The sequence below is a fragment of the Pseudomonas auratipiscis genome (assembly GCF_036324085.1).
Lineage (GTDB): Bacteria > Pseudomonadota > Gammaproteobacteria > Pseudomonadales > Pseudomonadaceae > Aquipseudomonas > Aquipseudomonas auratipiscis.
The window spans coordinates 102,901-127,711 of sequence record NZ_JAZDCU010000001.1 but is presented as its reverse complement, the minus strand read 5'-3'; the positions used below and the strand labels follow the sequence as shown (position 1 = coordinate 127,711).

At 59.8% G+C, this 24,811-nt stretch carries 24 protein-coding genes, 1 pseudogene and 2 riboswitches; of the genes and pseudogenes, 16 read left to right on the top strand and 9 right to left on the bottom strand.

Annotated features, from left to right (window positions below; all coding sequences use genetic code 11):
• The first annotated feature begins 173 nt into the window (after positions 1-173).
• Positions 174-1,364, top strand: coding sequence for an MFS transporter (locus V0R60_RS00590; protein WP_330078684.1), 1,191 nt, complete (start codon positions 174-176; stop codon positions 1,362-1,364).
• Here the strand turns inward: V0R60_RS00590 and V0R60_RS00585 are convergent.
• Positions 1,358-2,389, bottom strand: a complete 1,032-nt coding sequence (locus V0R60_RS00585) for an alpha/beta hydrolase family protein (RefSeq protein ID WP_136476449.1) — start codon at positions 2,387-2,389, stop codon at positions 1,358-1,360. The two genes, V0R60_RS00590 and V0R60_RS00585, sit on opposite strands and share 7 nt — an antisense overlap.
• 125 nt (positions 2,390-2,514) lie before the next feature.
• A complete protein-coding gene (locus V0R60_RS00580; protein WP_136476451.1) occupies positions 2,515-3,126 on the bottom strand; it encodes an FMN-dependent NADH-azoreductase in 612 nt (203 codons plus the stop codon).
• Positions 3,127-3,254: 128 nt separating this feature from the next.
• On the opposite strand from V0R60_RS00580, the gene V0R60_RS00575 reads away from it, so the two are divergent.
• Positions 3,255-4,163 carry a LysR substrate-binding domain-containing protein gene (locus V0R60_RS00575; RefSeq protein WP_136476452.1) on the top strand — a complete coding sequence of 303 codons (909 nt, stop codon included), beginning with the start codon at positions 3,255-3,257 and terminating at the stop codon, positions 4,161-4,163.
• Positions 4,156-4,515: an MmcQ/YjbR family DNA-binding protein gene (locus V0R60_RS00570; protein WP_136476454.1), complete on the top strand. Its 360-nt coding sequence runs from the start codon at positions 4,156-4,158 to the stop codon at positions 4,513-4,515. Before V0R60_RS00575 ends, V0R60_RS00570 begins: the two co-directional genes overlap by 8 nt.
• On the opposite strand, the gene V0R60_RS00565 is transcribed toward V0R60_RS00570, so the two are convergent.
• Complete coding sequence (locus V0R60_RS00565; RefSeq protein ID WP_136476456.1) at positions 4,508-4,954, bottom strand: DUF1294 domain-containing protein; 447 nt, start codon at positions 4,952-4,954, stop codon at positions 4,508-4,510. The genes V0R60_RS00570 and V0R60_RS00565 overlap by 8 nt on opposite strands.
• A gap of 4 nt (positions 4,955-4,958) precedes the next feature.
• Complete coding sequence (locus V0R60_RS00560; protein ID WP_330078685.1) at positions 4,959-5,789, bottom strand: undecaprenyl-diphosphate phosphatase; 831 nt, start codon at positions 5,787-5,789, stop codon at positions 4,959-4,961.
• 261 nt (positions 5,790-6,050) lie between these two features.
• Between V0R60_RS00560 and V0R60_RS26900 the strand changes: the two are divergent.
• From V0R60_RS26900 to V0R60_RS00515, 10 genes and pseudogenes are all read left to right on the top strand, one after another.
• Positions 6,051-6,866 (top strand): annotated as a pseudogene (locus V0R60_RS26900) (cache domain-containing protein); the annotation flags it as partial.
• A gap of 123 nt (positions 6,867-6,989) precedes the next feature.
• Complete coding sequence (locus tag V0R60_RS26895) at positions 6,990-7,724, top strand: methyl-accepting chemotaxis protein (protein WP_408005537.1); 735 nt, start codon at positions 6,990-6,992, stop codon at positions 7,722-7,724.
• An 80-nt stretch (positions 7,725-7,804) separates the two neighbouring features.
• Positions 7,805-8,371, top strand: a complete 567-nt coding sequence (gene pnuC / locus V0R60_RS00550; RefSeq protein ID WP_330078687.1) for a nicotinamide riboside transporter PnuC — start codon at positions 7,805-7,807, stop codon at positions 8,369-8,371.
• Positions 8,368-8,919: an AAA family ATPase gene (locus V0R60_RS00545; protein ID WP_330078751.1), complete on the top strand. Its 552-nt coding sequence runs from the start codon at positions 8,368-8,370 to the stop codon at positions 8,917-8,919. The genes pnuC and V0R60_RS00545 overlap by 4 nt, the downstream gene beginning before the upstream one ends.
• 297 nt (positions 8,920-9,216) lie before the next feature.
• Positions 9,217-9,654: a hypothetical protein gene (locus tag V0R60_RS00540; protein ID WP_136476464.1), complete on the top strand. Its 438-nt coding sequence runs from the start codon at positions 9,217-9,219 to the stop codon at positions 9,652-9,654.
• A 1-nt stretch (position 9,655) separates the two neighbouring features.
• A complete protein-coding gene (locus tag V0R60_RS00535; RefSeq protein ID WP_136476466.1) occupies positions 9,656-10,228 on the top strand; it encodes an adhesin in 573 nt (190 codons plus the stop codon).
• A 52-nt stretch (positions 10,229-10,280) separates the two neighbouring features.
• Positions 10,281-11,768: a heme utilization protein gene (locus tag V0R60_RS00530; protein WP_136476468.1), complete on the top strand. Its 1,488-nt coding sequence runs from the start codon at positions 10,281-10,283 to the stop codon at positions 11,766-11,768.
• 64 nt (positions 11,769-11,832) lie between these two features.
• Complete coding sequence (locus tag V0R60_RS00525; protein ID WP_136476470.1) at positions 11,833-12,513, top strand: C39 family peptidase; 681 nt, start codon at positions 11,833-11,835, stop codon at positions 12,511-12,513.
• Between the two features lie 33 nt (positions 12,514-12,546).
• The gene (locus V0R60_RS00520; protein ID WP_136476472.1) at positions 12,547-13,299 is read left to right on the top strand and encodes a hypothetical protein; all 753 of its coding nucleotides are present in this window, start codon (positions 12,547-12,549) and stop codon (positions 13,297-13,299) included.
• Positions 13,300-13,345: 46 nt separating this feature from the next.
• Positions 13,346-14,626, top strand: a complete 1,281-nt coding sequence (locus V0R60_RS00515) for a transporter (protein WP_330078688.1) — start codon at positions 13,346-13,348, stop codon at positions 14,624-14,626.
• 65 nt (positions 14,627-14,691) lie between these two features.
• Here the strand turns inward: V0R60_RS00515 and V0R60_RS00510 are convergent, their stop codons facing one another.
• Positions 14,692-16,017, bottom strand: coding sequence for a sigma-54 dependent transcriptional regulator (locus V0R60_RS00510; protein WP_330078689.1), 1,326 nt, complete (start codon positions 16,015-16,017; stop codon positions 14,692-14,694).
• 312 nt (positions 16,018-16,329) lie between these two features.
• Here V0R60_RS00510 and V0R60_RS00505 point away from each other — a divergent pair, with 312 nt between their 5' ends.
• Positions 16,330-16,596 carry a hypothetical protein gene (locus tag V0R60_RS00505; protein ID WP_136476478.1) on the top strand — a complete coding sequence of 89 codons (267 nt, stop codon included), beginning with the start codon at positions 16,330-16,332 and terminating at the stop codon, positions 16,594-16,596.
• Positions 16,597-16,729: 133 nt separating this feature from the next.
• On the opposite strand, the gene V0R60_RS00500 is transcribed toward V0R60_RS00505, so the two are convergent.
• The 4 genes from V0R60_RS00500 to cobW all read right to left on the bottom strand — a co-directional run bounded on the left by V0R60_RS00500 (position 16,730) and on the right by cobW (position 23,233).
• On the bottom strand, positions 16,730-17,308 hold the full coding sequence (locus V0R60_RS00500; protein ID WP_330078690.1) for a vWA domain-containing protein: 579 nt from the start codon (positions 17,306-17,308) through the stop codon (positions 16,730-16,732).
• An 83-nt stretch (positions 17,309-17,391) separates the two neighbouring features.
• Complete coding sequence (locus V0R60_RS00495; RefSeq protein ID WP_330078691.1) at positions 17,392-18,396, bottom strand: ATP-binding protein; 1,005 nt, start codon at positions 18,394-18,396, stop codon at positions 17,392-17,394.
• Between the two features lies 1 nt (position 18,397).
• Entirely contained in the window at positions 18,398-22,162 is a 3,765-nt protein-coding gene (cobN, locus tag V0R60_RS00490) for a cobaltochelatase subunit CobN (RefSeq protein ID WP_330078692.1), read from the bottom strand.
• A gap of 3 nt (positions 22,163-22,165) precedes the next feature.
• The gene (cobW, locus tag V0R60_RS00485; RefSeq protein ID WP_136476486.1) at positions 22,166-23,233 is read right to left on the bottom strand and encodes a cobalamin biosynthesis protein CobW; all 1,068 of its coding nucleotides are present in this window, start codon (positions 23,231-23,233) and stop codon (positions 22,166-22,168) included.
• Positions 23,234-23,329: 96 nt separating this feature from the next.
• A riboswitch (cobalamin riboswitch) is annotated at positions 23,330-23,527 on the bottom strand.
• A 60-nt stretch (positions 23,528-23,587) separates the two neighbouring features.
• Positions 23,588-23,819: riboswitch (cobalamin riboswitch) on the top strand.
• 98 nt (positions 23,820-23,917) lie between these two features.
• Between cobW and V0R60_RS00480 the strand changes: the two genes are divergently transcribed.
• Both V0R60_RS00480 and V0R60_RS00475 read left to right on the top strand, forming a co-directional pair.
• Positions 23,918-24,103 carry a CbtB domain-containing protein gene (locus V0R60_RS00480; RefSeq protein WP_136476488.1) on the top strand — a complete coding sequence of 62 codons (186 nt, stop codon included), beginning with the start codon at positions 23,918-23,920 and terminating at the stop codon, positions 24,101-24,103.
• Between the two features lie 10 nt (positions 24,104-24,113).
• Entirely contained in the window at positions 24,114-24,806 is a 693-nt protein-coding gene (locus V0R60_RS00475; RefSeq protein ID WP_330078693.1) for a CbtA family protein, read from the top strand.
• Positions 24,807-24,811: the final 5 nt, after the last annotated feature.

Here is a 24,811-nt window from a genome sequence, read left to right as displayed (position 1 = left end):
ACGTAACCGCAAGGCAAGCCAAGTCAGTTGCAGCAGCGTCTGCGGCGCAACTGACTTGAGCGAGTCTTGGCACAGCAAGCACTGTCCTTTTTAAAATTAGTTAGCCTGCTTTCTTTTATCGTCGCTGCCAGCCATCATGGGCGCTCTTCTTCCGCCCGCCAGCGAACGAGCACATGACTGCGTCACCCTCCTCCTCAGCCAACACGTTCGCGGTTACGCTGCAGATCCTCTCGATTGTTTTCTACACCTTCATAGCCTTCCTCTGCATCGGTCTGCCGATAGCCGTATTACCTGGCTACGTGCATGACCAGCTGGGATTCAGCGCGGTCATTGCCGGGCTGACGATTGGCCTGCAGTACTTGACCACGCTGCTGAGCCGTCCTCTTGCCGGACGCATCGCCGACAGCAAAGGCAGCAAACAGGCGATCATTCTCGGGTTGATCGGCATTGCTACCAGCGGCGTGCTGACGTTTGTCTCCGCACTGACGGTAAACACACCAATAGTCAGCTTGTTGGCGCTGCTCGCCGGACGTGTGTTCCTGGGCCTGGCTCAAGGCTTGATTGGCGTCGCCACCTTGAGCTGGGGCATCGGCGCGGTCGGCACGGAGCATACCGCGCGGGTGATTTCCTGGAACGGCATTGCCTCCTATGGGGCCATCGCCATCGGGGCACCGCTGGGTGTGATGCTCGCCGATGAGATGAACTTTGCCACCCTGGGGCTGGTGTTGACGGCACTCGGCCTATTGGCACTACTGGTGATTCGCAACAAAGCGTCGATTCCCGTGGTACGCGGTGAGCGCCTGCCGTTTTGGGCCGCATTCGCCCGGGTTGCGCCCTGCGGCATGGGCCTCACTCTGGCCTCGATTGGCTACGGCACCTTGACCACCTTCGTTACCCTGTTCTATCTGGAACAGGGCTGGAGCGGCGCGGCCTGGTGCCTCAGCGCTTTCGGCCTATGCTTTATTCTCTCGCGGCTACTGTTCGTCAATGCCGTGAACCGCTTCGGCGGCTATCCGGTGGCAATCGTCTGCATGAGCACCGAGGCGCTGGGCTTGGCGCTGCTGTGGCTGGCCCCCAGCCCCATGTTGGCACTGGTCGGCGCCGGCCTTACCGGCTTTGGGCTGTCATTGGTGTATCCGGCGCTGGGTGTCGAAGCGATCAAGCAAGTGCCCGTCTCCAGCCGTGGGGCGGGCCTGGGCGCCTATGCGGTGTTTTTCGACCTGGCGTTGGCGATTTCGGGCCCATTGATGGGCGCAGTGGCGCTGCACTTGGGCTATGCCTGGATCTTCTGCATTGCCGCCCTGTTATCGCTGGCAGGCGTTGGCCTGACTCTGCTGTTGTCGCGACGCTCCCGAAGTTATTGATTGACGGTATCCAGCCTGGAACGGCCGCTGCGGCTCAATGTGCGAGTAAAGAAGTGCGCAGCTTCCTCTTGCAATGACAGGTGAATCGTCTCGCGATCGACACCCTCCGGGTCGTCGCACAGCGCAGCCATGTGTTCTCGCTGCTCGTCTTCGCACGGCGCCATGAAGACGAAGTGCCCTGCCCCGGCGAGCAACTTGTAGTTTGGCGTGACTGGCAACTTGCGCGCCAGGGCTTGGGCGTTCTTGTCGATAGCCAGCAACTGGTCGTTGTCACCGCTGTAAATCAACGCCGGCACCTTGACCTGTGCCAACGCATGGCGGCCGAACATCAAGCTCAACGGCGCCATTAGCAATAAGGCATGGATGCGTGGATCGGCTTCGGCTCGCAAATCGGCACGGTCAGCGATGAGTACGCCCTGGGTTTTGCAGGCATCGGCGTCATGCGGCCGCTCCAGGCAATAGCGGCGCAATCGATCCAGGTCGGGCTGGGCGCCGGACAGAATCAAGGCAGTTTCACCGCCTGCCGAGTAACCGATCATGCCCACCTGTTCACCACTGACATAGGGCCCAAGCAGCGGGTCGGCAAGGCTGGCGGAAATAGCGGCGCTTATCTGCAACGGCCGTCCGTAGAGATTGCTCAAGGTTCCCAGACGGCTGTGATCGTGGGCGTTGTCACCTGGATGGACCACCGCCACCACGACAAATCCTCGTCGCGCCAACGCCGTCGCCAGGTCATGCAGAGCCAATGGTGTTCCGGTGTTGCCATGAGACAGCATCAACAGCGGATAGCGACCGGAGGCGATGGGCGCACCTTCACTGGCAGCGACTCGGTAACCGTCGATGCGACTGTTGCGCTCAGGGCCGCTGGAGGGATAGAACGCCAGCGCTTGTACCGGTCGCGCATCGAGCGGGTCGGCAAACACCATGCGATGCAAACCAACGCTGTGCTGCTGTGCAGGTTGAGCATGCGCCAGGCAAGCGAGGCCAAACCAGAAGGCCATGAGTATCGCAGCGAATCTGCCCATCGGCTGTCACCCTGCCTGGTTGATGCCCCAGCATAGAGCGCACTGTTGCGTCGCGGATGAAAGCTCAATGAAAAAACCGACAGCAAGCGCAGCCTGCTGTCGGTTTCGGTCACGCGAGCCAAGCATCAGGCGGCAGCAAACAGCTCGGTGCTGATCTGCTTGCGTGCAGCATTCATGGCGTTGTCGCGGTGTTCCTCGCCATAGGCCAGGCCGTGGGCGCGAACGATCTCGACGTCGGTGATGCCAATGAAACCCAGAAACACCTTAAGAAAGTCTTCGTGGCCAACACCGGTAGGCTGACCAACGTGCAGGCCACCCGACGTGGAGACCAGGATGACTTTCTTGTTGCCACACAGACCTTCAGGGCCGGCTTCGGTATAGCGGAAGGTCTGACCGGCAACGGCGACGCGGTCGATCCAGGCCTTGAGCTGGGTTGGAACGGTGAAGTTGTACATTGGCGCGGCAATGACGACCGCGTCTGCTTCCAGAAACTCTTGCAGGGTTTCGCTGCTCAGCTTGGCTTCATGCTGTTGCGCGGCATCACGCATCGCTTCGGGCGTACCCGCGGCAACCAGGGTAGCGGCAGAGAAGTGGCTGATGGCATCGGCTGCCAGGTCACGGTAAACCACTTCCAACGCAGGATCTGCGGCTTTCCAGGCATCAACAACTTCGCGGCTCAGCTGGCGGGAGGCGGAATTGTCGCCCAGGATGCTCGAATCGATATGCAACAGTTTCATGGGACTCTCCTGATTGAAGACCGCACCTGGGCGATCACGATGGGAAGAATCCTACCTGGATAGCGAATAGCTGATAAGTAGGCAAAAATGCGTTAGTTTGTCCTACTGACAGGACAATGGTGATCCCCATGCAAGACCTCAACGACCTTTTCTACTTCGCGCGGGTAGTCGAAGCAGGTGGTTTTGCCGCTGCCGGGCGTGTGCTTGGCATCCCCAAGTCGCGCTTGTCACGCCGTATCGCCGAGCTTGAAGAGCGCCTGGGCACGCGGCTGCTGCAGCGCACCACACGGCAACTGAAACTTACAGCCGTCGGAGAACGCTACCTGCGCCATTGCCAGGCGATGCTGCTGGAAGCCGAAATGGCTGACGAGGCCGTCGCCAGCATGACCAGCGAACCCCGCGGCCGCCTTCGAGTGTCGTGTCCGGTGGGACTGGCACATACCCTGCTGCCGCAAGTCATCAGCCGCTTTCTTGAGCAGTATCCGCAGGTTCAACTGGACATGATCCTGCTCAACCGCCGTGTCGACCTGATCACCGAAGGCGTTGACGTGGCCCTTCGCGTTCGGGATCTAGGTAATGAAGACCCAATGTTGGTAACTCGACGTTTGCGCCAGGCTCAGATGTATCTGGTCGCTGCACCGAGCTTCGTCGCCGCCCACGCCCCCGTCACCCCCGAAGACCTGCGCGGCCTGGCAGTATTGGGGGCGGTAGAGGCCGACCGTCTTGTGCATCTGCAACTGCTCGATACGCGAGGTCACAAGCAGGAGCTGACCCTGGAAGCGCGCCTGGCCATCGACGACTTTGTCGTGCGCAAGGCTGCGGCAATTGCGGGGCTTGGGTTCACCGCCCTGCCGAGCATGCATTGCGAACAAGAACTGGCCAGTGGCGAACTGGTTCGCTTGCTGCCCGATTGGTCGTTGCCGGGCGGCTACCTGCAAGCCGTCTATCCTCACCGGCGTGGCCTGCTACCGGCTGTGCGGGTATGGATCGATCACTTGGTCGAGTCTTTTGCAGAGTGTGGGGAGCACTATGTCTAAGGGGAAAATGAGCGAAGCGCAGGTGGCGGACTTTTGCCTGAGCCTGCCGGGGGCGCGGGAAGACTATAAATGGGGAGGCATTCGGGTGTTTTCGATTGCCGGAAACAAGATGTTTGCAGTGCTGGACCTGGCGGGCGCCGGGCTTTCGTTCAAAGTCGACAGTGATCTGTTTCTCAGCTACGCCGACCATCCCGGCGTGCGACCTGCACCGTACCTGGCGCGGGCTCACTGGATCAGCATGACGCCACCTTACCCCATGGGGCGCGAAGAGCTTTGCGACCTGCTGCAACGCTCCCATCAGTTGGTTGTCAGGCGCCTGCCAAAGCGCCTGCAACCGGGCCTGCTCATCTGAGCAAAGGCCCTAGCGCGCTACCCAACCAACGACCGTCGAGCAGCAGGTGATCGATCCAGAACAATTGATGCACGGCGACAATTGCCCAAAAGCTCAATTGGAACGAGACTTTGCGGGTTTTATGCCGCAAAGCCTGCTGAGCCAACAGGGCCCCAGGCCAACCGCCCAGCATCTCGCTGGCATGCAGCACCTTCTCCGGGGTTCGCCAGCCTTGTGTGCGAGCCTGATGCTTGTCTCGCCAATACAGCGCAAAACTAACCAGACTGACGAGCGGGTACGCCACGGCAGGCAACCAGGACTGCCCGCTGAGCAGCATCTGCAACGCCCCTCCCAGCGGTAGCAGGCACAGGCCAACAAACACCAGCAACTTGCTGCGCGGATGCTGGACAGTAGCGTTTGCACCGGCAACGTGACGGCCGGAGGGCTGTGCTCGGCTCATCGACTCAACCCTGGGCCGTGGCCCAGTCGACCCAACCGAACTGCCAGGTCGCCAGGATCATCAAGCCAAAAACAATGCGGTACCAGGCGAACATGGCATAGCTATGGTTGGCGATAAAGCGCAGCAAGGCCCGCACGGCAATCATGGCGAAAATGAACGAGACGACAAAGCCGATGGCGAAGACCGGAAAATCGCCGGGCTGGAACAGATCGCGGTACTTGTAACCTGAGTACACTGCGGCTCCGACCATGGTCGGCATGGCCAGAAAGAACGAAAACTCGGTGGCAGCCTTGCGCGACATGCCGAACAGCAAACCGCCGATAATGGTCGAACCGGAGCGTGAAGTACCCGGAATCATCGCCAGACACTGGGCAAAGCCGATTTTCAGGGCGTCAGTCCAACGCATGTCATCGACACGCTCAACGGTGATGACATGCTCACGGCGCTCGGCCCAGAGCATGATCACACCGCCAATCACCAACGCAGTGGCGACAGTGATGGGGTTGAACAGGTAATGGTGGATCAGATCGGCAAACAGCACGCCCAATACCACCGCTGGCATGAAAGCGATCAGCAGGTTGGCGGTAAACCTTTGCGCTTCACGCTCCTTGGGCAGCCCGACGACCACGTCGAAAATCTTGCGCCGAAACTCCCAGACCACGGCCAGGATCGCACCCAACTGAATGATGATGTTGAAGGCCATTGCCCGCTCGCCACCGAAGTCGATCAGGTCCGCGACCACAATCTGGTGACCGGTACTGGAGATCGGCAAGAACTCGGTCAAGCCTTCGACAATACCCAAAATGACGGCCTGCAGGCCAGTCCAAAGATTCATTATTCCCCCACGAAGCGATGCCAACGGCATGCCCCCGTTGTAGTTTCCATAAGCCAAGGCTGTTACGAATATTCGGTCGATTTACCGCGACAGTTGGTCGCACAGTCGGCAAAAAAGTTCAGTCACCCTTCAGGTTTGCCGCGACCGGGCCGAAATCCTATCAGACCTCTCGTATAAACGCTGCTGGTCGCTACTACACACCTGGGTAGATCGGGCACTTAGCCCTTGGTCGAGTAGGTGGTGGGAAAAAACCATGCTGGGATGCGCAGGACAATAAAAAGAATCCGGGGTGACCGTTCTATGAAGACTCTGCGAAATATGTCGATCAGCCGCCGCTTGTGGCTGATTCTGGTAGTGGCGGTGGTGATGTTGCTGACCCTGGGCTTGTTGATGCTCAGACAGATCCACGGCGACCTGTATCAGGCCAAGGCCCAGAAGACCCAGCACGTGGTGGAGACCGCAGCCGGCATCCTCACCTATTACCAGGGGCTGGAAGCCGCTGGTACGCTGAGCCGCGAGGCTGCCCAGCAACAAGCGCTCAATACCGTACGCGGCCTGCGCTACGACCAGAACGACTACTTCTGGATCAACGATCTCGGGCCGAAGATGATCATGCACCCGGCCAACCCCAAACTGGATGGACAGGACCTGTCCGGCATTCGTGACCCCGATGGTTTTGCCCTGTTCAACGAAATGGTCACACTGGCCAAGGCCCAGGGCGCGGGCATCATCGACTACCGCTGGCCGAAGCCTGGTGCCAGCGAGCCGGTGGAAAAGACCTCCTACATCCAATTGTTCAAGCCTTGGGGCTGGGTCATCGGCTCGGGGGTTTATATCGATGACATGCAGAACGAGTTCATGCGTCAGCTGCGCGATGCCTCACTGCTGGGCCTGGGCATCGCCCTGATCATGACCCTGCTGGTGGCATTGATAGCCCGCAGCATCTCACGGCCGTTGCAGGAAGCGGTCGATGCCATGTCCATGATTGCCAGCGGTGAAAGCGACCTGACCCGCCGCCTGGACACCCACGGCCGTGACGAAGTAACCCAGTTGGGTGAGCATTTCAATCGTTTTACTGGCAAGTTGCAGGGTGTCATCGGCCAGTTGCAGGGTGCGGCCCATGCCTTGGGGCAATCGGCGGTCGATGTCGGCAGCAATGCCAACCAGGCCCAGCAACACAGCGAACAGCAATCGGCGCAAATGGAGCAAGTGGCTACCGCAATAAATGAAGTGACCTACGCCGTGCAGGATGTGGCCAGGAATGCTGAACAGGCTTCCAGCGAAATGCGTGATGCGCAACAGCGTGCCACTCAGGGTCAACACAGTATCCACGGCAGCCTGCAGCAGATCGATCAGTTGTCGGGCACCATCGATGAAGCGGTTCAGGTGATCCAGACCCTGGCCAGCCAGAGCACCCGCATTGGCAGTGTTCTGGAAGTAATACGCTCGATTGCAGAGCAGACCAACCTGCTGGCACTGAACGCGGCCATCGAGGCGGCCCGAGCGGGCGAGCAAGGCCGCGGCTTTGCCGTGGTTGCCGATGAAGTTCGCCTGCTGGCCCAACGTACCCAGCAGTCGACGGCAGAAATACAGAGCATGATCGAACACCTGCAGGGCCAATCCGAAGCGGCAGTGAAGGCAATCGATGCCAGCAGCGCCGCTTCGCGGCAAACCATCGAGCAAGCCAATGAAGCGGGTGTCAGCCTCGATGCCATCAGCCAAGCGTTGCACAACCTCACCGCCCTCAACGCCTCGATTGCCAGTGCCACGCTGCAGCAGTCGCATGTGGTCGAGGAGATCAACCGCAACGTGACTGAAACCGCAGACCTGTCACGCCAGACCGCCACGGCAGCACAGCAGTCGAGCAATGCCGGTGTGGCGTTGAACCAGCTGCGCGAACAGCTGGATCGATTGCTGGGCCAGTTCCGGGTGTAAAGCGATAGCGGTTGGAGTGTGGCTTGCGAGGCGACTCAAGGTACAATCGCCGCCCTCCTCCGAACCGCCAAGGAACGCCGATGTCCGGCCTCGAACTGTTCGCCGCCGTACTCGGCGTTATCGCCGTATGGCTCACGACCAAGCAGAATCCGTGGTGCTGGCCCATTGGCCTGGTCATGGTGCTGCTCTACAGCTGGATCTTCTTTGAAGTGCGCTTGTACTCGGACATGCTTTTGCAATTGGTCTTCGCGGTGCTGCAGGTCTACGGCTGGTGGCAATGGACGCGGCCAGACCGCCAGCGCGAAGCCCGTCAGGTAAGCCAGCTTGCCACCCAGCCGCTGCTATTGGGCCTCGGCCTGGGGTTGCTGGGCAGCCTCGCTCTAGGCGCAGCGATGTCGACCTGGACCGATGCTGCACAACCTTGGCTAGACGCGGCGCTGACCGCATTCAGTCTGGTCGCGCAGTTATGGATGGCACAAAAACGCGTAGAGTGCTGGCCTCTGTGGGTGATACTGGACGTGATTTTTGTTGGCCTGTTCCTTTATAAGGGGCTGTACTTGACCGCAGCGCTGTACGCCTTGTTCACCTTGATTGCAGTGCGTGGCTGGCGCGAATGGCGTCGCGACCTTTCGTTGGTCAGCGCATGAAGGTCCTGGTGCTGACCGGCCCCGAGTCCAGCGGCAAGAGCTGGTTGAGCGGCGAAATCCAGGCGCATTTCGGTGGCGAATGTGTGGGTGAATACGTACGCCACTTCATCGATGAGCAAGGCCGCGACACCTGCTACGCCGACATTCCTGCGATTGCCCAGGGCCAATTGGCCTGGGAGGACGCCGCACGGGCCCGTCAGCCAGAACTCCTGATTCTTGACACGCACTTGTTGAACAATCTGCTCTGGAGCCGGGTGCTGTTTGGTGATTGCCCGGCCTGGATCGAGCAGGCCCTGCTCGCACGCCGTTATGATCTGCATCTGTTGCTGGACCCGGCAGGCGTGAGCTGGGTAGGTGATGGCCAACGCTGCCAACCCGACCTTGGCCAGCGCCAGGCGTTTTTCGCCGACAGCCTCGGCTGGCTGCAGCGCAACGAGCAACCCTTCAAAGTAATTGGCGGTGACTGGCCGCAGCGTAGCGCGGCGGTATTGAGCGCGGTACAGCAGTTGCTTAGCGGCAAATCGCCAGCCTGCCCCACCGAGTGTTAATGCGTTGTAACACCCCAGTGGGCCATAGCCCCCGTTTTTGCGCACTGGTCCCCAATTCTGGGGGCCGTGTTAAGCCGACGATACAGTCGGTTAAAAAAGCCTTCGGACACCGCAGCCACCACTCCAAGCAGTAACCTCGCAAAAAAATGTCTCACGGTTGATACAGCGAAATCACTTCCTCTCTGCGACTACCCACCAAGCCTTTGTTTCTTAATCAAAAACCAAAAGCGGCACGGCTTCTGCTCTCCTCCTCACAACGCTGAAAAGGGCCAGCGCACTGAAGAAGGAATCGCCATCGTGGGAACCCTAGATAAAGGCATTTATCGCCTCCTACTGGTCGGCTGCGTTTTAGGAACAAGCCTCAGCTTGCCAGTCCAGGCCGAAAACGGAGTCGTCGTCATCACTCGCGATGTGCAAGTGCGCAACGCCGTTCGTGCCCCGCTCATACCCGACCCCAGTCCGGTCACCGTCAATACCAATCCCTCCGCGCATATCCTCAGACAGACCAACGAACTGAGCGACGGTGATTTTGCCGGCGTCAGCAGCGGTGCAGGCATCTCTTCCCTGATCACCCAACAGACCAACAATCTGGGCGCCAATATCAACCATCAGAACCAATTGCCTAATCTGGCCGGCGGGCGATCCGGCAACTCCGGCAACGGTATCTCCAACATGGTCAACTCCAACATCCAGAAGGGTCTGGCGCCCCTGCAAATCCTGACTGGAGGCAAGTGAGATGAGGCACACGCTGCTGATTCTGGCCACCTTTTGCAGTGCATCGGCCTTTGCCCAACCCCCAGTCATCAATAACGCCACCATCGACAATTCCGGCAAGCAGTATCAGGGCAACTTCGCTGTGAACCAGGCTGCTGGCGATCTGCTGCAACAAGCCAATGCCCGGGCGTTCGCCATCGGCCAAGGCGCCAGTGCAACCACTGACATTCGCCAACGCTCGATCAGCATTGTCGACCCCTCGATCGCCGCCCAATCCAACATTCAGGGCGACTCTTTCAGTAATGGCACCGGCGCGCTAGGCGTCAACCAGAGTGCAGGCGCCAGCAACCAGCAAGCCAACGCACTTCGTATCAGTATCAGTAATCAGCCGCAAAGCATCGATGACAGCGTCCTCATGCAACAGAACGTGGCGCTGGTCAACAACTCCGATCCAACTGGCTCTGCACCCGGCTATCGCCAGATCACTACCAGTGATCAGGCATTCACCGGTAGTCGTGGGGTGATCCAGTTGAATCAGAGCGCCGGGGTAGGAAATCGAACAGCAAATACCCTGAGCGTACGGGTCGCGGACTGACCCAAACAGGTAAGAACAACACTTAACCTAAAATAAAGTACGGAGAATCACCATGAAACCCTCGATGGCACTCAAGCCTCTGGTTTTCGCAATTGCTGCGGTCATGGCTGTTGCTGTACAAGCTGAACAAAACGATCGGCGTGGTAATGGCCACAATCACAACCACACGCCTCCTCAAAGAATGATTGATATCGATGCAACGGCCAACGCACACGACAGGCAAACCAGTACCAACAATAAAATCTGGAACGAAGGCGTTCAAAACGAAGCAGAAATGAGCAGCTCTGCAGGCGGCACCAGCGGCAACGTCGGTGTCAACGTGGCTGCAGGCTCCGGCAACCAGCAGGACAACGCCGCGGCCATTGCCAACGCGGCTTCTGATGCCAGTGCCATCGACAACAGCTTCGTCTTCGGTACTGCCGAAGCCACCGCTCGCGTCGTTCAAACCAGCAACAACAACAAGGTCTTCAACTTCGGCACCACCTCATCTGCTGTGATGAGCGGGTCTGCCAACAGTGCCGACGGCAACATGGGTGTCAACATTGCCGCTGGCGACCTGAACCAACAGAAAAACACCATGGCAATTGCCAACACCAACGCAGGACTTGGTAGTGCAACCGCCACCGCCTCCGCCGATCAAAGCGGCCCAGGCCTGGAAGTCACCAACAGGGCCGACCGGACCTATCGTGTGGATACGCTGACGGTTACCAAAACCTCCAGCGGCTCATCCTCTCGCGAAGGCACATTCGAATCGACCGACAACAGAAGTTCCTCTTCGAGCCTGAACCTGAGCGGTTCCCACAACTCGTCGGCGAACGGCTCCAACAGCACTGCCTCCAGCGGTTCCAACAGCTGGAATGCCAGCGGCTCCAACTCGTCCAATGCCAGTGGCTCCAACAACTGGAATGTCGACGGTTCTGCCAATGCTAACGCCAGCGGTTCCAACAACAGCAGCTCGAGCTCTACCTCGGCTTCTTCGTTGAACGCTGCGCTGAACGTTGCGGCAACTGCTGCCGGGAACGTCACCTGGGATGACGGCCGTCGTGAACGCAGCCGCAGTGTAGATGCCAGCGCGTCGCTTGATGCAACGCTGGACGCATCACTGAACACCTCGCAGCAAAACACCAACGAGTCGTCCTTCGATACCGCGTTCGATGCCTCGTTCTCCAAGTCGTTGAGCTCTTCGTACGACAGATCGCGTGACTCTTCATATGAAAAAGCGCACGACTCTTCATATGAAAAAGCCCACGAATCTTCGTATGAACAAGCGGCCGCTTCCTCGTTCGACAAGTCGTTCGAAAAATCGTCCGAGTCTGCCAACGATGTATCGAAAAGTTATAGCGAGGCCAACTCCTATGACTTGAGCAACACCATCTCGTACCAAGTGCTGACCCCAACCGGCTGGGCTAACCCTGTGACCAACACTGCAACCCTGAGCGGTTCGGTGAACGGCGGCAGCGGCAACCTCGGCGTCAACGTGGCATCGGGTGTAGGCAACCAGCAAAGCAACTCGCTGGCCATCTCCAACCAATCGTTCTGATTGTTATGGCCTGGAGGCCCCCTTCGGGGGGCCTTTTTTCAACAGAACCAGAAGGCGCCCGACCATGCGCATCATTGCCTTGGCGTTTTTGCTTTGTGTGGCCAGTGTGAGTGAAGCTGCTCAGATGCCACTTTCCGTGTTACCCGGTGGTGCGGTGGTATTCAAGCCCATCCAAAGCGTACGCGAGCGCAAATTCGCTGACCTGGTTCAACAGAAAACCGATTTCAGCTGTGGCGCCGCAGCGCTGGCGACCATCCTGCGTCAAGCCTATTGGCTGGACGTGAACGAAGAGCAGATCATCGAAGGCATGCTCGCCCACGCCGACCAGGACCTGGTCCGCGTCCAGGGTTTCTCCATGCTCGACATGAAGCGCTATGTAGAAAGCCTGGGCATGCGCGCCCGTGGCTATCGGGTTGCACCCGAGACCTTGAACAATGTCCGCATTCCGGTCGTGGTACTGATGGACATCCGCGGCTACAAGCACTTTGTAGTGCTACAGAAAGTCGACAAAGGCTGGGTGTATATCGGTGATCCGGTACTGGGCCACAAGCGCTACACCATCGACGACTTTGTCAAAGGCTGGAACGGCATCATATTCGCCGTCATCGGCCAAGGCTACGACAAGACCAATGCCTTGCTCGACCCGCCGCTGCCGCTTACCGCCAAAAGAAAAATAAACAACTTCACCCCGGTGCAAGACGCAGAGTTGATGGATTTCGGATTCATCCAAAGCGACTTCTTCTAATGACACGTGAGCACGACGCTCCTGGAGCATGCAATGAAGACTCCAATCTGGCTGACCCTTGCATGTCTGGCTGCCAGCCTGCCCATCCAGGCCCAGACATTTCAACCCATTGAGCTCAAGGACCAGGAATTGGCGAACCTGCGCGGTCGCTACGTGATGCCCGGACGCATCATCAGCTTCGGCGTTGTCATGACCAGCACATGGCAAAACGCCAAAGGCGATGTAATCGGCGCAACCTCCTCGATGCAAGTGCAGCAATCGACCATCAAGCCCCAGTTCTATGTGTCGATGATCAATGAAAAAGGCAATGGCACGGCGCATTCAGGGAATACCGGCACGGGTACCGGTACCGTCAATGGTGGTGCCGGCCTGAACAGCACCGAAGGCGTAACGCAGATCGTGCGAGCCGCCGGCGACAACAACACAGCCTACAACGGCGTGGACATCAGAGTCACCAAGGCCAACCAGGCACCCGCCGGCCAACAACAAGGCAAACCGTTGGCCCCAGGCTCGACCGTGGTCGGCGCGAACGGCGCAGGTTCGCTGAGCGTTTCCTCCACAGGGTCTGGTGTACAGATGAACATTGTTGCCAACAATAACCAGGGCAATACCGTACAACGCCTGGCCCAGGGCGGTCTGATGCAGAACACGACGTTGCTCGGTGGCGGCAACCAGGTCAGGAACCTCACCTCGCTGAACGTGGTGCTGCGTGAGAACGTGCCGACCGCCGGTTCGCTCAATGGCAACCTGGACCAACTCAAAGGCCTTCGTACTCTCGGATACTGATCTACGCTGAGTCTCATCGAATGTAGTCAGAAGGGACGGCTAACCCATGCACCGATCGTTAACGTTCAGAGCTGTCGTTTGTTTGAGTACCCTGGCACCGGCTACATTGCTTTACGCAGCAACGGACCCCCAGGTCGAAGCACTAAAACAAGAACTCATGGAGCTGAAACAGCGTTACGAAGCACAACAGAACGCGCTGATGGTACTCGAGCAGCGCGTTCGCCAAGTGGAAGAAGCACCAGCTACACCTGCTCCCAGACGCCTGACCAAGTCTCCAGCTGAAACCCCCAGGAGCGGCCAGACCGTGGCCGCAGGCGCGCCTGGCACCACCGGCAGTTCATACGGGCAGTCACTCAAAGATGACTCCGAACCGGCGCAGAGCGTTTCCAATTTGTATGACGAAGCCAGCGGCTTCTTCGGTGGCGGCAAGTTCAGCGTCGAAACCGGCCTCACCTACACCCACTACGACACCCGCGCACTGGTGCTCAACGGTTTCCTCGCGCTGGACTCGATTTTCCTTGGCAACATCAACCTTGACCGCATCAAGGCCGACAACTGGACCCTGGACCTGACGGCCCGCTACAACCTGGCGCAACGTTGGCAATTCGACATTAACGTTCCCGTGGTCTATCGCCAGTCGACCTATTCGTCGGGTGGCGCCGGCGGTTCCGGCCCGACTACATCGGATGCAACCGTCGATCGCGACCCGACCATAGGCGATATCAACGTTGGCGTTGCCTACAAATTCCTCGATGAATCCGAGAACCTTCCCGACGCGGTGTTCACCCTGCGCGTCAAAGCGCCGACTGGGGATGACCCCTATGGCATCAAGCTGGTCACCGACCCGACCAACGACAACCTGGCGGTGCCTGAAAGCCTGCCTACCGGCAACGGTGTCTGGGCGATCACACCCGGCATCTCACTGGTCAAGACCTTCGACCCTGCCGTGCTCTTTGGTAGCCTGTCCTACACCTACAACATGGAAGACTCGTTCAGCGACATCAGCCCGGCAGTCAACTCCAAGGTCCCGGGTGACGTGAAGCTCGGCGACTCCTGGCAGATCGGTGCCGGTATTGCCTTTGCCCTGAACGAAAAGATGAGCATGTCCTTTTCGTTCTCTGACCAATTTGCCAGCAAAAGCAAGATCAAGCCTGACGGCGGTGACTGGCAATCGATTTCCAGCAGCGACTACAACGCGGCGAACTTCAACATCGGCATGACCCTGGCCGCTACCGATAACCTGACCATCGTCCCCAACCTGTCCATCGGGCTGACAGACGACTCTCCGGACTTCTCCTTCAGCCTGAAATTCCCGTACTACTTCTGATGGCGGGCTGGGTGAAAGCAATAGTGCATGACTGCGGATCGGTTGCTTTGGGTCGTGATCTGCAGTCAGCGAATCTGATGTTTGTGCAGCAAGCGGTAAAAGGTTGGCCGAGACACCCCAAGCACCTTGGCGGCGATACTCAAGTTATCGCTGTGCCGATTGAGTACGTCGCATAGCGCCTGGCGCTCGGCACGGTGCTTGTAGTCTTCAAGGGTACCCATGCTCAACGTGAAAGCATGCTGACTGAGCAAACCCAAGTCCTGCGCCTCGATCTGCCGCCCTTCTGCGAGCACCAGGCCACGCCTGACGCGGTTGGCCAGTTCACGCACGTTACCCGGCCAATCATGCTTGCCCATAGCAGCCAATGCGTCTTCACTGAACGAGCGCGGTCGGCGTCCGGTTTCCAGGCTGTAGAAGTGCGAAAAATGGCTGGCGAGCATCGACAGGTCGCCATGGCGGTCACGCAGGGGCGCGGTGATCACCTGCAGAACGTTGAGCCGGTAGTACAAGTCCTCCCGGAAACGCCCGCTGCTGATGGCCCTTTCCAGGTCCACATGGGTAGCCGCCAGAACCCGCACATCGACTGCTATCGGCTGGCTACCGCCAACCCGTTCAATGTGCTTTTCCTGAAGAAATCGCAACAAGTTCGCTTGCAGTTCCAGGGGCAGGTCACCAATTTCATCCAGGAACAACGTGCCGCCGTTGGCCGCTTCGATGCGACCGATCTTGCGCTGATGGGCGCCAGTAAACGCGCCCTTCTCGTGGCCGAACAACTCGGACTGAATCAGGTTTTCAGGAATTGCCCCGCAATTGATCGGCACAAAGGGTTTGTCGCGGCGCTGGGACTGGCGATGCAAGGTCCGCGCGACCAGCTCTTTGCCGGTGCCGCTTTCGCCGCGAATCAACACCGGAGACTCCGTGGGCGCCAATTTGCTCAGCAGCTTGCGCAGTTCGCGAATCGGTCGGCTTTCACCCAGCAGCTCATGCTCCAGCTCATCGACATGCACGCTGCCCTTGCCTCGCAGGCGCGCCATACCGAAGGCTCGGCCGATGGTGACCTGAACCCGCGAAACATCAAACGGCAAGGTGTGAAAGTCGAAAAACCATTCACAGACAAAGTCGCCAACATTCTGCATGCGCAGCTCGTCAGGGCTGAGTACTGCGATCCACTCGGTATTGCTGCGCGTGATCAGGTCCTTGACCGCATCCGGATGCTGCAGGTGTGATGCCTGTAAACGCAGCAAGCCGACATCACAGGGCTGTTCCAGGGCCGAGGACAAGGTTGAGCTGAAAACATCCCAGCCGACATTGCGCAAGCCTGGCAACAAACGGTGGCAATCGTCGCACGGGTCAACGATCAGCAGGCGACGGTTGGGTACAGGTTCGAGCATGACCTTTCCTTGGCGCCAATTATGGAATTTTAAATAGAAACAGCACGTTGGCAGGCCCGTCTGTAACAGTAGCAACGTTGCGTCAATCGCCCACTACCGTTTGTCCATAAAACGTGAAAACGGAGTTAAGTCCGTGTTGTTATTAAACTTCCTGCGTCGCCGCTGGCTGCCAACCTGTATGTTTTCCAAAAATAATTAAATTATTTTGAAGATTGTTGTGACTCGATCCCCCCCTGCGCGCATCAGTACAAGTAACTCACCGCTAACGCGGCTATTGATTATCTTGTTTGGGCCCACAGAGAGACCGAACCCATGAACGCCTCGCTCCGTGTCAACGAAGCACTGCTGATTGCCGACCACGCCTTCGAACCCTTCCAGTGTGTTGCTTGGGATTCGCCTAACGGTACAGGTGAGCTGAGCTTGGCAGTGATCGACCGGACCAGCACCCGCATCGGCAGCAAGCAGGTGCCAAGCAGCACCTACTCCGATCCCAAGCAACTGGCCAATCTGATTGAACAGATGCGCGCCGAGCTGCAAGAACAAGGCTGCCACTTGCAACCTTGGTCGATGCCAAAGTAATTATCCGGCGTACCTGCTGAACATATAGCCGCACATTTTTTCGCTGTGCGGCTAGCAACTTTTTATTTAAAAAAGTTCAAACTGCGACAACGCGTCACAGCCCTCCCCTCGTACAGTTTCGTACCCGCCTTAGTTATTCCACAACGCTGAAACTTTCAATCGACCGGTAATCAGCCTGTATCTGCTGCGCCAATAAACGGGCACGCCCAAGGCGTACGGGCGAAGACTCGATATCCACCAACAGGCTCGGACACGGCAACGGTTGCAGGGGTTCCCAGGCTTTCAGCCGGCCATCGGTCACGATCAGGCAGCGCTGCTGCTCATCGGGATGCTGGCGTTGACGCTTCTCAAGCCAATGCCGTGCCTGCTCCAAGGCGCCAAGCAGCGGCGTACCGCCACCGGCGCCGAGACTGTCGAGCCACGGCTTCAAGGCGGCCGAGGCTTTCAGACCATGACGCTGCCAACGCGGCGCATTGCCACTGGCGGTAAGCAGGGTCAGGCGTACGCGCTGGAGATAGGCTTGGTCGAACAACGCTGCCAGCAGCCCCTTGGCCTTGCTCAATGCCTGGTAGCGCCGGGTCGAGGCCGAGGCATCGACAATAACCAGCCACTGCTCATGGGCACTGGCAGTGCGTTGCTGCCAACACAGATCGCGACGCTGAAGCGGACGGCCCTTGAGCAAGGTTGCCGGCCATGCGACCGAACCTTGCAAGGCCTCGCGGGCGCGCCCGCGCGGCCCTTGCTTGATCGGTCCCGAGCGGGGTTTGGCATCCGCCGCCTGGGGCCGACGGATGCTCAGGGCTTTTTTGCCCAGTTCGGCACCTCGCGACGGGCACCGGTCGTTATCGCTTGTGGCGGGATCTCGCCCCAGGCCCCCTGCCCTTGTTCGGTGCTGGAGTCCTGGCCAGCCGGAGGCTGTGGCGCCGAGCCTTGTTCAGCCTGTGGCGGCACATCGCGGCGCCGATGACGCAGGGCAAACTCGGCCACTGCATCGATATCCTGGGCTTCAATCTGCTCAGCACCCCGCCAGGCGGCGTGCGCCCGAGCAGCGCGTAACCAGACCAGATCGGCGCGCAGACCGTCTACCCCAGCAGCAAAACAGCGCTCGGTGATCTGTGCCAGCGCCTGATCATCCAGAGCAATGCGCGCCAGCTGCTCGCGGGCCGTTTGGCAGCGTTGGCGCAAATGCGCCTGCTCAGGAGCCCACTGCAGGCAAAATGCTTCTGGGTCAGCATCGAAATCCAGGCGCCGGCGAATGATCAGGCTACGCGCCTCGGGAGCAGGATGACCTGCGAGCACAACGTTGAGACCGAAGCGGTCGAGCAACTGCGGGCGCAACTCACCTTCTTCCGGGTTCATTGTGCCAATCAGCACGAATCGCGCACTGTGACGATGAGAAATACCATCGCGCTCGACCCGGTTGGTACCGCTGGCAGCGACATCCAGAAGCAGATCGACCAGGTGGTCGGCCAGCAGGTTGACCTCATCGACATACAGCACGCCGCCGTCGGCCTTGGCCAGCACGCCCGGGGAAAACTGCGCCTTACCCTGGCCCAGCGCGGCGTCAAGATCAAGCGTACCGACCAGGCGCTCTTCACTCGCGCCCAATGGCAAGGTCACGAACGGTCCCTCGCCAAGCAGGTCGGCAAGCCCGCGAGCCAGCGTGCTCTTGGCCATGCCGCGTGGGCCTTCGATCAGCACGCCGCCTATCTTTGGATCGATGGCGGTCAGGCACAAGGCGAGCTTCAACTCATCGGCGCCGACCACGGCAGACAGCGGAAAATGTGCGGGTTCAGTCATTTCAAATCTCTTCTTCGCCATCGAGCAGTTGCTCTTCGAGGGCTTCACGGTAATCCCCCGGGAACTCCCACAAGCCACGCTGCTGAGCTTCCAGGAGCCGCTCGGTGATGTCGCGCAGGGCTTGCGGGTTGTGCTGGCGCATAAAGTCGCGGGTCGCAGCATCCAGAACATAAGCCTCGGCCAGCGACTGATAGTGGTGATCGTCTATCAAATGGGTGGTGGCATCGAAAGCGAACAGGTTATCGACGGTCGCGGCCAGTTCGAAGGCACCTTTGTAACCATGGCGCTTGACCCCGTCTATCCACTTGGGATTGAGCGCCCGCGCACGCACCACTCGATTGAGTTCCTCTTTCAGGGTGCGGATGCGCGGACGGTCCGGCTGACTGTGATCGCCATGGTAGCTGGCTGCCGGCTTGCCCCCCAAGGTTTCAACGGCCGCCAGCATACCGCCTTGAAACTGGTAGTAATCATTGGAGTCGAGCAGGTCATGCTCGTGATTGTCCTGATTCTGGATTACCGCCTGCACCTGGCTCAGGCGCCGGGCGAAGTCGGCGCGTGCCGGGGTGCCGTCATCGGCTGCGCCGTAGGCATAACCACCATGATTAAGGTAAACCTCGGCAAGGTCCTTGCGCTCGTTCCATAGGTGCCCGTCGACAGCATTCTGTACGCCCGCACCATAGGCTCCAGGCTTGGCGCCGAATACACGCCAACCGGCCTGGCGTGTGGCCTGCTCGGTCGTCAAACCCTGGCGTTCGAGTTCACTGCGCTCTGCACGCACCCTGGCCGCGAGCGGGTTCAAGTCGTCGGGCTCATCCAGCGCCGCCACTGCCTGGACTGCGGCGTCAAACAGCTTGATGAGGTTGCCGAACGCATCACGGAAGAACCCCGAGACGCGCAGCGTTACATCCACCCGCGGTCGGTCGAGCAGGTTCAAGGGAAGTATTTCGAAGTCATCGACGCGCTGGCTGCCACTCGCCCATACCGGGCGCACGCCCAGCAAGCCCATGGCCTGGGCGATATCATCGCCACCGGTGCGCATGGTCGCCGTCCCCCAAACCGACAGACCCAACTGACGCAAATGATCACCATGATCCTGCAGGTGGCGTTCAAGAATCAGGTTCGCCGAAGCAAAGCCGATACGCCACGCCGTGGTGGTCGGCAGATTGCGAACATCGACGGTAAAGAAGTTGCGCCCGGTCGGGAGCACGTCCAAGCGCCCGCGACTGGGGGCACCACTGGGCCCGGCCGGGACAAAGCGTCCTTGCAGGGCTGCCAGCAAGCCGTGCATCTCAGCCGGCCCACAAGCGTCCAGTTGCGGCGCAATACTGTGCTGCAGGGCCAGCAACACAGCCCTCACATCCGACCAAGCCGTATCGTCCGGTAACTCGATAGTGCCTGCCAGGGCTTGTGCTATGTAGGTGCCGGCGAGGATTTCCAAGCGTTCACGGGTGTCACCCTGGGTCCGCCATACGGCCTCATCCTGCGCCTGTAAAAGTGCCGGGCGCGGCCCTTGCCAGGGCTGGCCCAGGTCGCAATCAAGGGGATCGAACCCCAGCGCCAAGGCCTTGGCCAAGGCCCGGAGTAAACTGCAATTGGCACCGCGACCATCGCCTCGCGCCACCCGCAGCAGTGCCTGCAGAGTATCGAGACGCAGCCGTCCTGCGGGTGACTCGCCAAACACATGTAGGCCATCACGAATCTGCGACTCCTTGAGGTCGCACAAGTAGGTATCCAGACGCGGTAACCACACCGCAGCATCATCCAGTGCACCTTCAAGCTGCAGCTCACGATCGATGTGGTTATCGCGCACCAGTTCGAGAATATCGCGCTGCAACTCTCGGGCCCGGCGTGGATCGAGCAACTGCGCTTCGTAATACTCATCGGCCAGCGCTTCCAGGTGTCGCAGCGGACCGTAGGTTTCGGCACGGGTCAACGGCGGCATCAAGTGATCGATGATCACCGCCTGGGTGCGACGCTTGGCCTGGGCGCCCTCGCCCGGGTCATTGACGATGAACGGATAGATGTTCGGCAGCGGTCCGATCAACGCATCTGGCCAGCAATTGGCGGACAAACCCACGCCCTTGCCCGGCAGCCACTCCAGGTTGCCGTGCTTGCCGACATGGATCAATGCATCGGCAGCAAAGCCATGACGCAGCCAGAAATAGAACGCCAGGTAGCCATGGGGCGGCACCAGGTCGGGATCGTGGTAAACCGCGCTCTGGTCCAGTTGGTAACCACGCGCCGGCTGGATGCCGACAAAGGTCAGGCCAAACCGCAGACCGGCGACCATCATCCGTCCGTTGCGGAACATCGGGTCGAGCTCCGCCTCGCCCCAACGTGCGCGCACTGCATCCTGGTTGGCCTGCGGCAGTGTGGCAAAGGCGGCCTGATACTCCTCCAAGGCCATGCTCTGCAGGCACGGACGCTGATCAAGGCTGTGCAGATCATTGCTGACGCCACCGAGCAGCGCCTGAATCAGCGCCGTGCCGCTATCCGGCAAGGTGCTGCTTAGCGGATAGCCCTGACGTTGCAGGGCACGCAGGATGTTCAGCGCCGCGGCCGGGGTATCCAGACCAACGCCATTGCCGATGCGGCCATCACGTGTCGGGTAGTTGGCCAGAATCAAGGCTACACGCTTGTCCTGATTGGGCAACTGCGCCAGTGCACACCAGCGACGGGCCAATTCGGCAACGAAATCCATGCGCTCGGCATGCGGGCGATAGCAAACCACATCCGACTGGCTGCGCTCGCTACGCCAGGCCAGGTCCTTGAAGCTGATCGGTCGTGTGATGATGCGCCCGTCCAATTCCGGCAAGACAATGTGCATGGCCAGGTCGCGAGCCCCCAGGCCCTGCTCGCTGGCCTGCCAGCCTGGCTGGTTGTCCTGGGCGCAAATTGCCTGCAGCACCGGAACGTCGCGGCGAAACGGACGCAGGTTTGGTTGTTCCGGGCTGGACTGGGCAAAGCCGGTGGTGTTGATGATCAGCGCAGCGTCGACCTGATCCAGCCAGTCTTCGACCTGACTTAAACAACCGGCCTCCTTGAGACTGGCCACAGCGATAGGCAACGGGTTGAGCCCGGCTAGCTGCAAACGCTCGCAGAAGGTATCGATAAAAGCAGTGTTGGCAGCCTGCAGGTGCGAGCGGTAGAAGAGTATCGGCACCACTGGCTGTTCGACCTGCCACTGGGCAAACCAGTCGTCGAGCACCGCCGTGGCTTTGCGCGGGTGATAAACCGCCGTCCGTGGCAACTGCTGCGGTTCATCCCAGGGATAATCGCGCTGCAAAAGCTGATTGGCCAGGCAGTAGAACAGATTCAGGGCATTGGCCTTGCCGCCCTGGCGCAAAAAGTGCCAGAGCCGCTCGGCCTGTTGTGCGGGCACCGTACTGAGGCCGGTGAGCTCCGGGTCCGGGCGATCATCGCCCGGCACCAGAATCAACTGCACGCCACGGGCGGCAAGCTCCAGCAATTGCTCGACGCCGTAGCGCCAATAACCGACACCGCCGTGCAGCGATACCAGAATCACCTTGGCATGGCGCAGAACCTCATCGACATAGAGGTCGACCGAGGCATGATTCTGTACCTGCATCGGGTTGGCCAGACGCAGGCTGGGATAATTTTCGGGCAACTGCTGGGCGGTTTCGGCCAGCAGCGCCAAGTGCGAGTCACCGCTGCAGAGAATGACCAGCTCGGCTGGCGTCTGGCCGAGGTCGGCAATACTGTCGTCCGGTACGAATCCACCGGGCTGGGTGCGCAGCAGGTGCATGGGTCAAGCGCTCAGTGCGGCCCGCAGGCTCGCTTCCAGTTGCAGCGCATCCAGTTCCTGGCCGATCAGCACCAGGCGCGTAGAGCGCGGCTCTTCACTGCGCCAGGCGCGGTCGAAATGCTTATCGAAACGAGTACCGACACCCTGGATGAGCAAACGCATCGGTTTACCGGGAATTGCCGCGAAGCCCTTGACTCGCAAAATGCCGTGCTGCACGACCAATTGAGTCAAGGCATCCAGCAATTGGCTTTCGTGCGCTTCTGGCAGCTCGATGGAGATCGAGTCGAAGGCGTCATGGTCATGATCATCGTGATCGTCATCATCGTGGTGCGAATCATGGTGGGTACGCCGGCCATCGATATGCGCTTCCGACTCGGCGCCCAGGCCCAGCAGCACTTCCAGCGGCAAACGGCCGCTGCTGGCTTCGATCACCTTGACCGCTGGCGGCAACTCTTCCTGCACTTCGGCACGGACCTTGGCCAGGTCTTGCGCAGCAATCAGGTCGGCCTTGTTCAGCACCACCAGATCGGCGCTGGCCAGTTGGTCGGCGAACAGTTCGTGCAGCGGCGACTCATGGTCCAGGTTAGGGTCAAGTTTGCGCTGGGCATCGACCTGATCAGGGAACGCCGCAAAGGTACCAGCAGCCACCGCGGGACTATCGACTACGGTGATGACCGCATCAACCGTGCAGGCATTGCGGATTTCCGGCCACTGGAACGCTTGAACCAGCGGTTTGGGCAGCGCCAGGCCGCTGGTTTCAATAAGGATGTGGTCAAGATCGCCACGGCGGGCAACCAGTTCGCGCATCACTGGGAAGAACTCTTCCTGCACGGTGCAGCACAGGCAACCGTTGGCCAACTCATAGACACGACCGCTGGCCTCTTCTTCGGTGCAACCAATGCTGCACTGCTTGAGAATCTCGCCGTCGATGCCCAGCTCACCGAACTCGTTGACGATCACCGCGATGCGCCGCCCTTGGGCATTGTCGAGCATGTGCCGCAGCAGCGTCGTTTTGCCCGAGCCGAGAAAGCCGGTGACGATAGTGACGGGAAGTTTGGCCAGTGTTTTCATTGTCGATGCCCTTGGCAGGATGGCGGGCATGCGGGACGAGAACCACAGGTGCTACCACCTGGGCGCGTTCGCCACCGGATCACCCCGCCCGGTTTATGTCGGAAACTGTTCGAGGCAGGTCTCCTGGCTTGCATTGCACCGACCGCGGGCCAGTCGAATGACGCCTTCCCGCAGAACTGCAGTGGCTGTGTCAGACGCTTTCAATGCTTACAGTTGCGGGGGCAGCCGCGGCTTGAACCGCGTTCCCGTCTTAGCTTCGGCCGACGCCGAAGAACCTCGAAGCGGCTAGGCTACGCAGTGCCCGGTACGGGGTCAACTGCTGTCACGATTGACGCCTGACTTCGCCCATGATTTGCTAGTGCGATTCGTTTGGGTGCCCTTTACAGGGTGAAACTGGGAAACCGGTGCGTCATACACGGCTATTTAAGGGTGTACGACAAGTCCGGTGCTGCCCCCGCAACGGTAAGTGAGCAAAGCGTCAGTACAACTGTGCCCGTAGTTTGGCATGGGAAGGTGACGCCCTTGGCTGAGCGTAAGTTTGCCAGCCCTCACCAGCCCGGAGACCGGCCCAACACTGATTTGACAAACCCGCGGTGGGCGGGCGCTGTTGCAACCCCTGGGCGAGCTGCGTTCAGGGGTTTCCTGCGCTTGCCTGTTGCCGAACAACACCAAGAGGAAAGCGCCATGCGTACCAGTACCGCCAGTCACCCTACCGTTACCCCTACAAGCCTCAGCCAGCGCCTGCTGGTGGCCGTTGGTGCCTCGCTGCTGGGCCTGTGCCTGGTCTACTTCGCCGGATTCTCGCATATCGAAGCGGTGCACAACGCTGCCCACGATACGCGCCACAGCGCTGCTTTCCCTTGCCATTGAGTACTTTCCGATGATCAAGCGTATTGCAAGTACTGCAGGCTTCGCCGGACTGTTGGCTGCGCTGCTGCTGACCCTGCTGCAAAGCTTTTGGGTCGCGCCGCTGATTCTTCAGGCCGAAACCTATGAAAGCGCAGCACCGGCCGTGGAAGCACACGAGCACGCTCCCGGCGTGGCTGCCGATCACCACCACGACAGCGAAGCCTGGTCGCCCGAAGACGGTTGGCAACGCGTTGTCTCGACAACCGGCGGTAATCTGGTGGTCGCGGTTGGCTTTGCCCTGATCCTCGCCGCGTTGTACTCACTGCGCGCGCCGAAGACGGCGATCACCGGAGCCCTCTGGGGCCTGGGTGGCTTTGCTGTTTTCTGCCTGGCACCGACCCTGGGCCTGCCACCGGAGTTGCCGGGTACCGCCGCTGCCGACCTGGCCCAGCGCCAGGCCTGGTGGGTGGGTACCGCTGCTGCAACCGCCGCAGGGCTTGGGTTGATCGTGTTTGCTCACAATTGGTTGTTCAAGGCCCTCGGCGTTGTGCTGCTGGTAGTGCCGCACGTAATCGGCGCCCCACAGCCTGAAGTGCATGCAATGCTTGCGCCGCAAGCACTGGAAGCCGAGTTCAAGATAGCTTCACTGCTGACCAACGCGGCGTTCTGGCTGGCCTTGGGCCTGATCAGCGCCTGGCTGTTCCGTCGCCCAAGCCAGGCTTGACTGCG

Bases quoted from the DNA above. Each gene is read 5' to 3' on its own strand.
- V0R60_RS00590 (WP_330078684.1), top strand. From the start codon at position 174: ATGACTGCGTCACCCTCCTCCTCAGCCAACACGTTCGCGGTTACGCTG.
- V0R60_RS00585 (WP_136476449.1), bottom strand. From the start codon at position 2,389: ATGGGCAGATTCGCTGCGATACTCATGGCCTTCTGGTTTGGCCTCGCT.
- V0R60_RS00580 (WP_136476451.1), bottom strand. From the start codon at position 3,126: ATGAAACTGTTGCATATCGATTCGAGCATCCTGGGCGACAATTCCGCC.
- V0R60_RS00575 (WP_136476452.1), top strand. From the start codon at position 3,255: ATGCAAGACCTCAACGACCTTTTCTACTTCGCGCGGGTAGTCGAAGCA.
- V0R60_RS00570 (WP_136476454.1), top strand. From the start codon at position 4,156: ATGTCTAAGGGGAAAATGAGCGAAGCGCAGGTGGCGGACTTTTGCCTG.
- V0R60_RS00565 (WP_136476456.1), bottom strand. From the start codon at position 4,954: ATGAGCCGAGCACAGCCCTCCGGCCGTCACGTTGCCGGTGCAAACGCT.
- V0R60_RS00560 (WP_330078685.1), bottom strand. From the start codon at position 5,789: ATGAATCTTTGGACTGGCCTGCAGGCCGTCATTTTGGGTATTGTCGAA.
- V0R60_RS26895 (WP_408005537.1), top strand. From the start codon at position 6,990: ATGGAGCAAGTGGCTACCGCAATAAATGAAGTGACCTACGCCGTGCAG.
- pnuC (WP_330078687.1), top strand. From the start codon at position 7,805: ATGTCCGGCCTCGAACTGTTCGCCGCCGTACTCGGCGTTATCGCCGTA.
- V0R60_RS00545 (WP_330078751.1), top strand. From the start codon at position 8,368: ATGAAGGTCCTGGTGCTGACCGGCCCCGAGTCCAGCGGCAAGAGCTGG.
- V0R60_RS00535 (WP_136476466.1), top strand. From the start codon at position 9,656: ATGAGGCACACGCTGCTGATTCTGGCCACCTTTTGCAGTGCATCGGCC.
- V0R60_RS00530 (WP_136476468.1), top strand. From the start codon at position 10,281: ATGAAACCCTCGATGGCACTCAAGCCTCTGGTTTTCGCAATTGCTGCG.
- V0R60_RS00525 (WP_136476470.1), top strand. From the start codon at position 11,833: ATGCGCATCATTGCCTTGGCGTTTTTGCTTTGTGTGGCCAGTGTGAGT.
- V0R60_RS00520 (WP_136476472.1), top strand. From the start codon at position 12,547: ATGAAGACTCCAATCTGGCTGACCCTTGCATGTCTGGCTGCCAGCCTG.
- V0R60_RS00515 (WP_330078688.1), top strand. From the start codon at position 13,346: ATGCACCGATCGTTAACGTTCAGAGCTGTCGTTTGTTTGAGTACCCTG.
- V0R60_RS00510 (WP_330078689.1), bottom strand. From the start codon at position 16,017: ATGCTCGAACCTGTACCCAACCGTCGCCTGCTGATCGTTGACCCGTGC.
- V0R60_RS00505 (WP_136476478.1), top strand. From the start codon at position 16,330: ATGAACGCCTCGCTCCGTGTCAACGAAGCACTGCTGATTGCCGACCAC.
- V0R60_RS00495 (WP_330078691.1), bottom strand. From the start codon at position 18,396: ATGACTGAACCCGCACATTTTCCGCTGTCTGCCGTGGTCGGCGCCGAT.
- cobN (WP_330078692.1), bottom strand. From the start codon at position 22,162: ATGCACCTGCTGCGCACCCAGCCCGGTGGATTCGTACCGGACGACAGT.
- cobW (WP_136476486.1), bottom strand. From the start codon at position 23,233: ATGAAAACACTGGCCAAACTTCCCGTCACTATCGTCACCGGCTTTCTC.
- V0R60_RS00480 (WP_136476488.1), top strand. From the start codon at position 23,918: ATGCGTACCAGTACCGCCAGTCACCCTACCGTTACCCCTACAAGCCTC.
- V0R60_RS00475 (WP_330078693.1), top strand. From the start codon at position 24,114: ATGATCAAGCGTATTGCAAGTACTGCAGGCTTCGCCGGACTGTTGGCT.